Here is an 11,774-nt window from a genome sequence, read left to right as displayed (position 1 = left end):
GCCCCTGCCCAAGCCCGGACTCGCGCCGGATTGGGCAGCGGCAGGCCTTGACGCTCCAGGCGTTGCCCCGCGCAGCGCCCTTTTCGCAGCATTATTGAAGCAGCAGCCTTTCTGAAGCATGCATACCGATTCCCTGCCCCGGCCCCTGCGGTTGCGCTGGGCTGAACGCGGCGCCGGCTGGCTGACCGGCGCGGTCCTGATCGCCCTGGCCGTGCTGGCGCCCGTGCTTACGCTGGTCTGGTGGGCGCTGGGCGGCGACCTGTCGCACTGGCAGCACCTGGCCAACTATGTGCTGCCGCACGCCCTGGCCAACACTGCCCTGCTGCTGGCCGGCGTGGGCGTGCTGGTCACCCTGCTGGGCACCGGCGCCGCCTGGCTGGTGACGGCCTACGAATTCCCGTCACGGCGCGCGCTGACCTGGGCGCTCTTGCTGCCGCTGGCGGTGCCCACCTACATCATCGCTTTCGCCTACCTGGATCTGCTGCACCCGATCGGCCCGATCCAGACCGCCCTGCGCACCCTGCTGGGCTACGACAGCCCGCGCCAGTTCCGGCTGCCGGACCTGCGCTCGATCTACGGCGCCATCTTCGTGCTGGGCTTCGTGCTGTATCCCTACGTGTATCTCAGCACCCGCGTCATGTTCATGACGCAGGCCGCCAGCCTGCTCGAAGCTGCCCGCACGCTGGGCGCCGGCCGCTACGGCGTGTTCTTCCGGGTCGCGCTGCCGCTGGCGCGGCCGGCCATCGTGGTCGGCGTCAGCCTGGCGCTGCTGGAAACGCTGAACGACATCGGCGCCTCGGAATTCCTGGGCGTGCAGACCCTGACCGTGTCGGTCTACACCACCTGGGTCACGCGGTCCGACCTGGCCGGCGCCGCGCAGATCGCGCTGACCATGCTGGCCATCGTGATCGGCCTGATCCTGCTGGAACGCCATGGCCGCAAGCGCCAGCGCTACGCCAATACGCAACGCATGCGGCCCATGCAGCCACGCCGGCTGCGTGGGGCGGCCGCGGCCCTGGCGGTGGTGCTGGGCTGGATCCCGGTGCTGGTCGGCTTTGTCGCGCCGGCCTTGTACCTGGTGGTGGAAACCAGCAAGCGCCTGCACCTGGTGGGCGGCGTGTCGAACCAATTGCTCAACGGCCTGAGCAATACGCTCATCGTGGCCTTCAGCGCGACGATCGTTACCCTGGTCTGCGGGTTGATCGTGGCCTGGGCCGGCCGCACGCTGCGCGAAAGCGCCGGCTTCAACCCGGGCCGCGCCTGCGCCCGCATCGCCAGCCTGGGTTACGCGGTACCCGGCACCGTGCTGGCGATCGGCCTGCTCACGCCCTTTGTCTGGATCGACACCGCCGTGGCCAAGCTCTTCGGCGGCACGGGCCTGTTCCTGATGGGGTCGATGGCCGCGCTGGTATGCGCCTACGCCATCCGCTTTCTGGCCATTTCCACCGGCGCGCTGGAAGCGGGCCTGGCGCGCGTGCCGCCGTCGCTGGAACAGGCCTCGCGGCTGCTGGGCGAGACCTCGGCCGGCACGCTGCGCCGCGTTCACCTGCCGCTGCTGCGCCCGGCCCTGGCCGCCAGCGCGCTGCTGGTGTTCGTGGACGCCATGAAGGAACTGCCGGCCACGCTGCTCTTGCGGCCGATGAATTTCGACACCCTCGCCACCTGGCTCTATGCCGAAGCGGCCCGCGGCACCTACGAAGAAGGCGCCGTCGCGGCGCTGGCCATCGTGCTGGCCGGCCTGTTGCCCGTGATCCTGCTGGCGCGCACCAATCTGAAAATGGGACATTGACCACCGTGCCCGATCTGCTTGAACTCGACCATATTTCGCTGGCCTACGACACCCCCAAGGGCCTGCGCCCCGTGGTGCAGGACCTGACGCTGGGCCTGCCCACCGGCGATATCGGCTGCCTGCTGGGCGAATCCGGCTGCGGCAAGACCACGGTGCTGCGCGCCATTGCCGGCTTCGAGCCGGTGCGCGCCGGCCGCATCCTGCTGGACGACAGCGTCATCTCGTCGCCCACCGAACAGGTGGCCCCCGAAAAACGCCGCGTCGGCATGATGTTCCAGGACTACGCGCTGTTTCCGCACCTGTCGGTGGCCGAGAACGTCGCCTTTGGCCTGCGCCGCCTGGAGCGCGCCGAGCGCACCCGCCGCGTCGAAGAAATGCTGACGCTGGTCGGCCTGGCGCACGCGGCCAACAGCTATCCGCACGAAATCTCCGGGGGCCAGCAGCAACGCGTAGCGCTGGCGCGCGCCCTGGCGCCCTCGCCCGACCTGCTGCTGCTGGACGAACCGTTTTCCAATCTGGACGTGGACACGCGCGAACGCCTGGCGTTCGAAGTGCGCGAGATTTTGAAGACCACCGGCCACACCGCCATCCTGGTGACGCACAACCAGGCCGAGGCCTTCGCCATCGCCGACCGCATCGGCGTGATGGCGGCCGGGCGCATCGCCCAATGGGACACGCCCTACAACCTGCACCACCATCCCGCCGACGACTTCGTGCGCGACTTCATCCGCCGCGAAACGCTGGTCGAGCAGCGCGAACAGGTGTTCGCGCGCGGCCGCTAGCCCGCGAGCCTTGCCGGCAGCGGGCACGGCGGCGCCCCGCCGCCCATGCCCCCCCTGCCACGCCGACGCGTCAATCCGCCGACAGCTTCACCTTTTGCGACAGCGCCTTGAAGGCGTCGTACTGGCTGCGCGTCAGGCGCTCGACTTCCTCGGGCGTCGAACCATACGGCATGAAGCCGGCCTGCTCCAGCTTGTCCTTCACATCCGGCATGGCCAGCGCCTCGCGGAACGCGGCGCTGAGCGCGGCCGTCACTTCCGGCGGCATCCTGGCCGGACCGTACACCGCGAACCACGGATCCACCACGGCTGCGCCATAGCCCAGCTCGGCCAGCGTCGGCACGTCGGGCAGCGCTGGCGCGCGCTTGCTGCCGGTCACCGCCAGGGCGTGGACCTTGCCCGCCTTGATGTGCGGCAAGGACGCCGGCAGATTGTCGAACATCACCGGCAAGTGGCCGCCCAACAGGTCGTTCAGGCCCTGCGCGCTGCCCTTGTACGGAATGTGCTGCATGCCGGTAGCGGTCAGCTGGTCGAACATCACGCCCGCCAGGTGCATCGACGTGCCGGTGCCCGGCGTGCCGAAGGCAGTGCCGGGATGCTGCTTGGCGTAGGCCACCAGGTCCTTGACGCTGTCGACCTTCAGGGCCGGGCCGGTTTCCAGCACCACGGTGGAGGCGCCCAGCATGCTGACGCCGGTGAAGTCCTTGGTCGGGTCGAACGGCATCGACGGGTAGACGAAGGGATTGAGCGCGTTGGTCGAAATGGCGCCGAAGCCGATCGTGTAGCCATCGGGTGCGGCCTTGGCCACGGCGTCCATGCCAATGTTGCCGCCCGCCCCGGGACGGTTTTCGACGATGACGGGCTGGCCCAGTTTCTCGGCCACTTTCTGGCCGGCGGTACGCGCCACCAGATCGGTGGTGCCGCCCGCGGTGTAGGGCACGATGAAGGTGATGGGCTTGGCCGGATAGCCGGCCGCCTGCGCGGCGGCGGCGCCGTGGACCAGCGCCAGCGCGGCCACGGTACGCAGGACGTTCAGGGTAATGCGTTGCATGATGTCTCCATCCCTATTGTTATCAAGTTAGGGATGCGCATCATACTGCTGCGCACGGCGTCGTGGCGGCCGCGTGAAAACGGACGCGAGCCGGCCTTGCGGGGATGCACCAGGTGGCGCGAACTTGGCGCGACTGTGGCGCAATGCATACGCCTTGCGCCAGATTGACGGCGCTTTGCCCATGATGATGCGTCACCTCGTGGCAATCGATGATAGAGTGGCGCTCTCTTGGGGCCCGCGCCCTCACACAACCGAACTGCACAGGAGGAAAAAATCATGCAACACACGATGCCACAACAAACTTCCCACGCTGCAGGCCGCGTCTAGTCCGTTCGAATTCTTCTTGCTGTCGCCACTGCATGCCACCCGCGCATGCAGCCCTGCCCGTCAATCCGACGGGTGACGGTCGCATAGCAATCCATTCGCATTGCCTTGGCCCGGACCTGCCACACAGGGTCTCCCATACGCCTCGCCCCCGCACGGCCATCGCCTGCCCGAGCGCGGCATCCGCACGCCTGCGCAAGACGCGGCACGCGGCCATGGGAACAAGCCCTCGACGATCTGATCTGGAAATACCATGGGCAATTGCATTCAAACCTTGTCCGAGCGCGTCACGCTGATCGCCTCGGACAAGACCTGGATCGAAGGCAACGCGATCCAACAACTACACACCACCGCTGAACTTGCCGGCATGCGCCGCGTGGCCGGCATGCCCGACCTGCATCCCGGCCGGGGCTACCCGGTGGGCGCCGCGTTCTTTTCCACTGGCCGCCTGTACCCCGCCCTGATCGGCGGCGACATCGGCTGCGGCATGGCGCTCTGGTCGACCGACCTGGACGCGCGCCGCGCGGCGCCCGAGAAACTCGACAAGCGGCTGGGCGACATCGACACGCCACTGGACGACCGCTGGCAGGACCTGGTGGCCGAACTGGCGCCCGCTGACGTGGGCTATCGGCAGGCGCTGGGCACCATCGGCGGCGGCAACCATTTTGCCGAGCTGCAACGCGTCGAAGAGGTCGTCGACCCGCCGGCGGTCGCCGCCTTGGGGCTGGATACCAGGCGGCTCCTGCTGCTGGTGCACAGCGGTTCACGCGGGTTGGGCGGCGCCATTCTGCAAGACCACCTGCATCGGCATGGCCATGCCGGCCTGGCGCAAGGCAGCGCAGACTGCACGGCCTACCTGGCGCAGCACGACGGCGCACTGCGCTACGCCGAAGCCAACCGGCAGCTGATCGCACGCCGCATGCTGGACCGCCTGGGCGCAAAAGGCGAGCCGGTGCTGGACGTGAACCACAACCTGGTGACGCCGTCGGTGATCCAGGGCGAAGCCGGCTGGCTGCATCGCAAGGGCGCGACGCCGTCGGATGCCGGGCTGGTCGTCATTCCGGGGTCTCGCGGCGACTTCAGCTACCTGGTGGCGCCGATACCCAGCGCCGCCAGCCTGTATTCGCTGGCGCATGGCGCCGGCCGCAAGTGGATGCGCGGCGAGTGCAAGGACCGGCTGTTCAAGCGCTACACCCCGGCACAACTGGGCCGCACCAAGCTGGGCAGCCACGTCGTCTGCCAGGACAAGCAGCTGATCTACGAAGAAGCGCCCGAGGCCTACAAGCCCGTGGACAGCGTCATCGACAGCCTGCAACAGGCGGGGCTGGTGACGGTGCTGGCCAAGCTGCGTCCGGTGCTGACCTACAAGACGCGCGGAGGATGCTGCTGATGGAACTGCTGCAACTCTCCGCGGCCCACGGGCCCGACGAATGCTGCCTGGCGGTCGCCAAGGCGCTGGCCTGCCTGCTGCGCGAAGCGCGTGGCCTGGGCATCGACGTGGACGTGCTGGAATCCGAAGCCGGCGCCAGGGCCGGCACCTACCGCTCGGTGCTGCTGAGCCTGGACGGCGCGGGCGCGGCAGGCCTTGCGGCCGACTGGGAAGGCTCGATCCAGTGGATCTGCGCCAGCCCCTACCGCCTGGGCCACGCCCGCAAGAACTGGTTCATCGGCGCCTTGCGCTGCGAGATGCCGACGCGTCAGCTATCTGGCGAGATCCGCTTCGAAACGACGCGTTCCTCCGGCCCGGGCGGCCAGCACGTCAACAAGACCGAGTCGGCCGTGCGCGCAACGCATGTGGCCACGGGCATCACCGTGAAGGTGCAGACCGAACGCAGCCAACATGCCAACAAACGCATCGCCACGCTGCTGATCGCCCACCGGCTGGCGAACCGCGTGCAGGCCTTGCAAGCGGCCCAGCGGGCCGAACGCCGCCAGTTCCACCACCAGGTGGAACGCGGCGGCCCCCGGCGTGTCTTCAAAGGAGAAAACTTCGTGCCGGTGAAAACCCGCTAGGCACACGCGCAAGGTGAAACGGGCCTGCATCCCCGGCATCGCCGGGCTTGCAGGCCCGTTTGCTGTCCACGCCCATCCGCGGCAACTTCACCGCAGCGGACGCGTCTGGACGCACGTTCGCATCACGCCCGCGGCGCGGGCAGCGGAATGAACTCGGTCTCGTCGCCCGGCACGGTCTGGCCGAAGCGATTGCGCTGCCATTCCTCTTTGGCCTGCTCGATGCGGTCCTTGCTGCTGGACACGAAGTTCCACCAGATGAAGCGCGGGCCTTCCAGCGGCTCGCCACCGAGCACGGCAAAGCGCGCATCGGTACGGGCGCGGATCTGCACCGGACGGCCCGGGGCGAAGACGATCAGGCGGCCACTTTCGAACACCTGCCCGTCCACTTCGACGGAACCGGTCGCCACATAGGCCGCGCGCTCTTCGTGTTCGGCCGGCAGCACGGTCACGGCGCCGGCCTGCAATTGCAGGTCGCCATAGAACAGCGGCGAATGGGTCTTGACCAACGACGTCTTGCCAAACAGCGAGCCCGCCACGACCTGCGCGCGTACGCCCTCGCCTTCGATCACGGGCTGGGCGTCCAGGCCGTAATGCGTAAAGCCAGGATCCGTTTCCTCGTGTGCTTTGGGCAGGCCGACCCAGATCTGCAGGCCACAAAGGCGCTGCGCGGCCTGGCGGCTTTCGGGCGAGGAACGCTCGGAGTGCACGATACCCCGGCCGGCGGTCATCCAGTTCACTTCGCCCGGCAAAATGGTCTGCGTATTGCCGGCGCCATCGCGGTGCACCATGGACCCTTCATACAGATAGGTGACGGTGGACAGGCCGATGTGCGGATGCGGCCGTACGTCGATGCCGGACCCGGCGTTGAATTCCACGGGGCCCATGTGGTCGAGAAAGACAAAGGGGCCGACAGTGCGGCGCTGCGCCGAGGGCAGCGCGCGGCGAACTTCGAAGCCGCCCAGGTCGCTGGTGCGCGGCACGACGACGGTTTCGATCTGGCTTTCGCCGGGTTGGGTCAAGGTGGACATGGAATACGCTCCTGTAGGGTGGCCCTGCGGCCATCTTAAGCCGGGCCGGCTCATTGCTGAACCGCCCTGCGCGGCAAGGGGGAAACAAGGCCGGGCGGCGATCCGCCCGGCCGCTGGCGTTACGCCAGGTCGAACACCAGCACTTCGGCGTCCTTGCCGCCGGACAGCGCGACACGGGTTTCATCGGTGATGGCGACGGCATCACCGGCCGCCAGCTCGATGCCGTTGACGGACAGGCTGCCGCGGGCCACATGAACCCAGGCACGGCGGCCAGCGGCCAGGTCGAGCGTGGCGGACTCCTCCCCGTTGAACAGACCGGCATACAGGCGCACGTTCTGGTGGATCTTCATCGACCCGTCAATGCCATCCCCCGACACCAGGGCTTGCAGGCGACCGCGCTTTTGCTCGTCGGAAAAGGCCTTTTCTTCATATTCCGGCGCAATGCCGGTGACGTCAGGCTCGATCCAGATCTGCAGCATGTGGGTTTCCTTGTCGGCACGCGGGTTGAATTCCGAGTGCATGACACCCCGGCCGGCGCTCATGCGCTGGACGTTGCCGGGCTGGATGGTGGAGCCGCTGCCCATGCTGTCCTTGTGGGCGATGGCGCCATCCAGCACGTAGGTGATGATTTCCATGTCGCGATGACCATGCGTGCCGAAACCGCGGCCGGCGGCGATGCGATCATCGTTGATGACACGCAGCGCGCCAAAGCCCATGTGGTTGGGGTCGTAGTAGTTGGCGAAGGAAAAAGTATGGAACGAGTCGAGCCACCCGTGGTTGGCATGGCCCCGCTCGGCGCTGCGGCGAATGGTAAGCATAGTGGACTCCCTGTTGCAATTAAGTGAATGGTCTTGCAGCCGCTGGCATCAATCTATCGGTGCATCTGGCTTGGCTGCTGAACCGGCATGAATAGAATTGTGCCTGGTCCGACCCGGGTGATTGACGCTATGATTTGACGGAACCATTCAATTTATTTGAACGATCAGCCGGAGCCCTCTGATGCAAGCGATTACCCCCGAACTCCTGGTACTGGTGGACGCCATCGCCCGCCACGGCAGTTTCGCGAAGGCGGCGCGCGAGCTGGGCAAGGTGCCGTCGGCGGTGACGTATTCGATCCGCAAGCTGGAAGACGGCCTGGATGTGCTGCTGTTCGACCGCTCGGGCCACCGGGCGCTGCTGACGCCGGCCGGCGAAACCCTGCTCAAGGACGGCCGCCACGTGCTGCAATCGCTGGACGATCTGGCCTGCCGAGTGAAACGGATCGCCACGGGCTGGGAAGTGGAACTGCGCATCGCGGTCAGCGCCGTGCTGCCCTGGCGGCCGCTATACGACCTGATCGAGGAATTCCAGGCGCTTGAGACGGCAACGACGCTGCGCTTTTCAACAGAAGTGCTGAGCGGCAACTGGGACGCGCTGACGTCGGGCCGCGCAGATCTGGTGATCGGCGCCGGCGCGGCGGGCGAACCGACCGGCCCGTACCGATCCCAGGCAATGGGCCAGGCCCAGTTCGCGTTCTGCGTGGCGGCGCACCACCCGCTGGCATCGGCCCCGCAACCGCTGAGCCGCGCGGACATCACGCGCTATTGCGCGGTGGTGGTAGCAGACACGTCACGCAATCTCCCGCCGCAGTCGCGCGGCATCCTGGCGGAACAGCCGACGCTGGTGATGCCGACGATGCAGGCCAAGATCGAAGCGCAGATCCGCGGGCTGGGATGCGGCTATCTTCCCCTGACGCTGGCGGCGCCTTACCTGTCGCAAGGGGTGCTGGTGGTGTGCGAAACGGACGAAGGCATGTCGCTGACGGAACACGTGGCGTATGCATGGCGGGCCGAGGCGCCTGGGGAGGCGTTGAAGTGGTGGCTGCAGAAGATGAAGTCGCCGCGGTTGTGTGAGGGGTTGTTGGGGCTTGGATAGATTCTAGACAGGTCGTTTGAAGCCTGCATAGGTCGTGCTTCGTAGGGCCGCTTGGGGCGCAGGCCATGCGGGGCCCGTCAGTTGGGGCCGCGCGGGCGGCCCCGCCTGACTTACGCGGTGGTTGGGCGTCGTGACGATGACGCTGCGCGCTGGCCAAGAAAAGTGCTCTTGCCAGTGGTGGTGGCGAGCAAACGCCGCGACTCGTCTTTCTCTCTTCTCCACAAGCGCGCAGCGTCCCTGCCACACTTTCCAACGCCGCAATGCCAAACGTGGCCGCCCGCGCGGCCGCGGCTTGGCGGCCCTGTAGATTTCATGCCCTGACCACGGGTCTAGCAACGCGACAAACCAAGACGCACGTAGCCCCTCGCGGCGGCGGCATGCGGGGCGGGCAACCTCGATGCGCCCGAGGGAATCCGTAGGGAGCCGAAGGCGTACGAGGATGACGAAGGGGCAGTCCGGCGCCCGCGCGCCGGACCGCAATCGTGGGCGCCCGCCCCGCATGCCGCCGCCGCGAGGGGCGACCTACGAAGAGATAACGCCACGATTCACGATAACCAGCGACAAACCATCACCGAGTAGGCCGCAACTTCAACGCCACCCAGATGCCCGCCACGCACGCCACACCGAAGATCCACCCTGACAGCGCACCCGCCATCACCCCCGACAGCAATGTCCCGACGGTACACCCCAATGCTGTCATCCCGCCCCACCCCATCAAGACGCCACCAGTAAAGTTACGCGCCACCTCTCGCCAACCAGGCAACTTCGGCCGAAACGCGCCGGCCGCCAACGCGGATGCCCATGCACCGATGATCAGAGCCAATACGAATGCCCCGTTGTTCGATAGCAGGGCTTGTTTGACTGCCGTGGCGCAACCGGCGAAGGTATCCAGGCCTTCGAGCCGGGAAGGCAGCCAACCGGCGGCGGATGCCGTGGTGCGGGCCACGCTGCCAAGTTCCGCTGTCACACCCAACGGGGCGATGCGCAGGTAGGCGATCACGCCGATGAACGCCACCAGCAGGCCGCCGATGGCGGGCGACCAGCGGTCTTCCAGCACGGTGCGCCAGAGTGGCACGGTGCCGCTTTTGGGCAACGCCCCATTGCCGGGTTGGGCGTCCACCGACAGCGCCGCGGAGTCGTTAGACGTTGGTGGAATCCGTGCCGTCGTCCCCTGCCCTGCGCGGCCCAGCCTGCTCAGCGCCAACGCCAACAGTGCCAGCACTACGCATTGCAGCAGCGCCGTGCCGCCGTATCCCAAGTGCCTGGGCAGCCAGATGATCGGGGCTTCCTGGATCATCGACAGGTAGAGCGTGTTCCAGGTCGCAAAGCCCAGGGTGAAGCCCAGCGCTGCGCCCAACAGGGCAAATGGGGATGCCAGCGCGCCTTCGCCCCGGCGGTACAAGTGCGCACTGATGCACGAACCCGATAGGCGCATGCCCAGGCCGAACACGAAGGCGCCGGCGACCAGCGCCAGGCTGATCGGGCCGATGTGGGCGCCGGGGGGCAGACGGTCGGGGGTGGGGATGGGCAGAAAGGCGCCGAACACGGCGTGGTAGCCCAGCGTGCCGACCGCCAGCGCGATCAGTACCGCGTAGGCGCCGCGTGGGTCGCGGCGTTCGATGGCGTCGCGGGCGATGCAGTAGAAGCAGAAGCGCGAGCGTTGCAGGACGATGCCGAACGCTGCGCCCAGCAGCAGCGACAAGGACAGGTTGCGGCCGCCATCGGGCAGCGGTGCGAGCTGCCAGGCGGCGAGAAACACCGCCGCCAACAGCGTGGCGGCGGCCGTGTAGCGCAGGGCCGCATGGGCCGACGGCACGGCATCATGCTGCGCCGCCGTCTCCCGCGGCGCGGAGTATCCCGGAACGCTCACCTTACGTCTTGCCCCACACCGTGCCCGACGGATTGCTGATCGGCGAGCCGACGCTGTTGCCGTATTCCGTCCACGAGCCGTCGTAGTTGCGTACGTCGTAACCCAGCAGCTTGCGCAGCGCGAACCAGGAATGGCTGGAGCGTTCGCCGATGCGGCAGTAGGTGATGATGGGCTTGCTGCCGTCCACGCCCGCGGCCTGGTAGATGGCGCGCAGCTCGTCGGCGGACTTGAAGGTGCCGTCTTCGGCGACCAGCTTGCTCCAGGTGACGTTCACGGCGCCGGGCACGTGGCCGGCGCGGACCGCCAGTTCGGGCACGCCATTGGGCGCGAAGATCTTGCCGTTGTATTCGTCGGCGGAGCGGATGTCGACCAGCACGCCCGGCTTGTCCTTGCGGGCCACGGCCAGCACGTCCTGCAGGTGGGCGCGCAGCGCGGGGTTGGCGTCCTTGATGCGGGCGTTGCCGGCGGCCTGGGCCTTGGCGCTGTTGGACAGCGGGCGGCCTTCGGCTTCCCACTTCTTGCGGCCGCCGTCCAGGATCTTGACGTTGTCGATGCCGTAGATATCGAAGATCCAGGCGCCCCAGGCGGCGAACCAGTTGTTGTTGTCGCCGTACAGCACGGTGGTGGTGTCGGTGTTGATGCCGGTGCGTTCGAGCAGCGCCTGGAATTGCCTGGGCGGGGCGATGTCGCGGTTGACGGTGTCGACCAGGTCGGTGTGCCAGTTCACGTTGCTGGCGCCGGGGATGTGGCCGCGTTCGAACAGGCCGGGGTTGACGCTGACTTCGACCACGCGCACCTTGGGGTCGTTCAGGTTCTTTTCCAGCCACTTGGTGGTGACCAGGAACTTGGCGTGCTGCGCCGTGGCGGGAAACGCCATCAGGCTGGCCAGCGCGGCGAAGGCGGCCGCCAGCAGTTTGGATAGGGTCATCATGTTCTCCGGAAGCAGGCGCGAACAGGCCTGGGAATCCGGAGAATATGTGTTCAGCTTACAGTCAGGAACAACTTT

At 67.4% G+C, this 11,774-nt stretch carries 10 protein-coding genes; 5 read left to right on the top strand and 5 right to left on the bottom strand.

Features of this window, described 5'->3' with window-relative positions:
• Nucleotides 1–118: 118 nt before the first annotated feature.
• Nucleotides 119–1,789, top strand: coding sequence for an ABC transporter permease (locus AC6LJ2_RS16335; RefSeq protein WP_263913484.1), 1,671 nt, complete (start codon nt 119–121; stop codon nt 1,787–1,789).
• A gap of 5 nt (nt 1,790–1,794) precedes the next feature.
• On the top strand, nt 1,795–2,571 hold the full coding sequence (locus AC6LJ2_RS16330; protein ID WP_498151749.1) for an ABC transporter ATP-binding protein: 777 nt from the start codon (nt 1,795–1,797) through the stop codon (nt 2,569–2,571).
• Between the two features lie 70 nt (nt 2,572–2,641).
• Here AC6LJ2_RS16330 and AC6LJ2_RS16325 read toward each other — a convergent pair whose 3' ends face one another.
• Entirely contained in the window at nt 2,642–3,619 is a 978-nt protein-coding gene (locus AC6LJ2_RS16325; protein WP_498151747.1) for a Bug family tripartite tricarboxylate transporter substrate binding protein, read from the bottom strand.
• Between the two features lie 577 nt (nt 3,620–4,196).
• Between AC6LJ2_RS16325 and AC6LJ2_RS16320 the strand changes: the two genes are divergently transcribed.
• Nucleotides 4,197–5,333 (top strand): RNA ligase RtcB family protein, encoded by a 1,137-nt coding sequence (locus tag AC6LJ2_RS16320; RefSeq protein WP_498151746.1) that lies wholly within the window; start codon nt 4,197–4,199, stop codon nt 5,331–5,333.
• On the top strand, nt 5,333–5,956 hold the full coding sequence (prfH, locus tag AC6LJ2_RS16315) for a peptide chain release factor H (RefSeq protein ID WP_445658935.1): 624 nt from the start codon (nt 5,333–5,335) through the stop codon (nt 5,954–5,956). The genes AC6LJ2_RS16320 and prfH overlap by 1 nt, the downstream gene beginning before the upstream one ends.
• Before the next feature lie 122 nt (nt 5,957–6,078).
• Here prfH and AC6LJ2_RS16310 read toward each other — a convergent pair whose 3' ends face one another.
• Nucleotides 6,079–6,984, bottom strand: coding sequence for a pirin family protein (locus tag AC6LJ2_RS16310; RefSeq protein ID WP_263913489.1), 906 nt, complete (start codon nt 6,982–6,984; stop codon nt 6,079–6,081).
• Between the two features lie 119 nt (nt 6,985–7,103).
• Nucleotides 7,104–7,802, bottom strand: a complete 699-nt coding sequence (locus tag AC6LJ2_RS16305; protein ID WP_263913490.1) for a pirin family protein — start codon at nt 7,800–7,802, stop codon at nt 7,104–7,106.
• Nucleotides 7,803–7,983: 181 nt separating this feature from the next.
• On the opposite strand from AC6LJ2_RS16305, the gene AC6LJ2_RS16300 reads away from it, so the two are divergent.
• Nucleotides 7,984–8,898, top strand: coding sequence for a LysR family transcriptional regulator (locus AC6LJ2_RS16300; protein ID WP_175217340.1), 915 nt, complete (start codon nt 7,984–7,986; stop codon nt 8,896–8,898).
• A gap of 568 nt (nt 8,899–9,466) precedes the next feature.
• Here AC6LJ2_RS16300 and AC6LJ2_RS16295 read toward each other — a convergent pair.
• Both AC6LJ2_RS16295 and AC6LJ2_RS16290 read right to left on the bottom strand, forming a co-directional pair.
• Complete coding sequence (locus AC6LJ2_RS16295; RefSeq protein WP_498151745.1) at nt 9,467–10,714, bottom strand: YeeE/YedE family protein; 1,248 nt, start codon at nt 10,712–10,714, stop codon at nt 9,467–9,469.
• Between the two features lie 55 nt (nt 10,715–10,769).
• Nucleotides 10,770–11,699 carry a sulfurtransferase gene (locus tag AC6LJ2_RS16290; protein WP_498151744.1) on the bottom strand — a complete coding sequence of 310 codons (930 nt, stop codon included), beginning with the start codon at nt 11,697–11,699 and terminating at the stop codon, nt 10,770–10,772.
• Nucleotides 11,700–11,774 lie beyond the last annotated feature (75 nt).

This window comes from Achromobacter sp. 1014246743, from assembly GCF_059760725.1.
Note: the sequence above shows the minus strand (reverse complement) of the source record. Positions and strands in the feature narration are given on the sequence as shown.

Coding starts and splice junctions, on each gene's coding strand:
- AC6LJ2_RS16335 (WP_263913484.1), top strand. CDS start 119: ATGCATACCGATTCCCTGCCCCGGCCCCTGCGGTTGCGCTGGGCTGAA.
- AC6LJ2_RS16325 (WP_498151747.1), bottom strand. CDS start 3,619: ATGCAACGCATTACCCTGAACGTCCTGCGTACCGTGGCCGCGCTGGCG.
- AC6LJ2_RS16320 (WP_498151746.1), top strand. CDS start 4,197: ATGGGCAATTGCATTCAAACCTTGTCCGAGCGCGTCACGCTGATCGCC.
- prfH (WP_445658935.1), top strand. CDS start 5,333: ATGGAACTGCTGCAACTCTCCGCGGCCCACGGGCCCGACGAATGCTGC.
- AC6LJ2_RS16310 (WP_263913489.1), bottom strand. CDS start 6,984: ATGTCCACCTTGACCCAACCCGGCGAAAGCCAGATCGAAACCGTCGTC.
- AC6LJ2_RS16305 (WP_263913490.1), bottom strand. CDS start 7,802: ATGCTTACCATTCGCCGCAGCGCCGAGCGGGGCCATGCCAACCACGGG.
- AC6LJ2_RS16300 (WP_175217340.1), top strand. CDS start 7,984: ATGCAAGCGATTACCCCCGAACTCCTGGTACTGGTGGACGCCATCGCC.
- AC6LJ2_RS16290 (WP_498151744.1), bottom strand. CDS start 11,699: ATGATGACCCTATCCAAACTGCTGGCGGCCGCCTTCGCCGCGCTGGCC.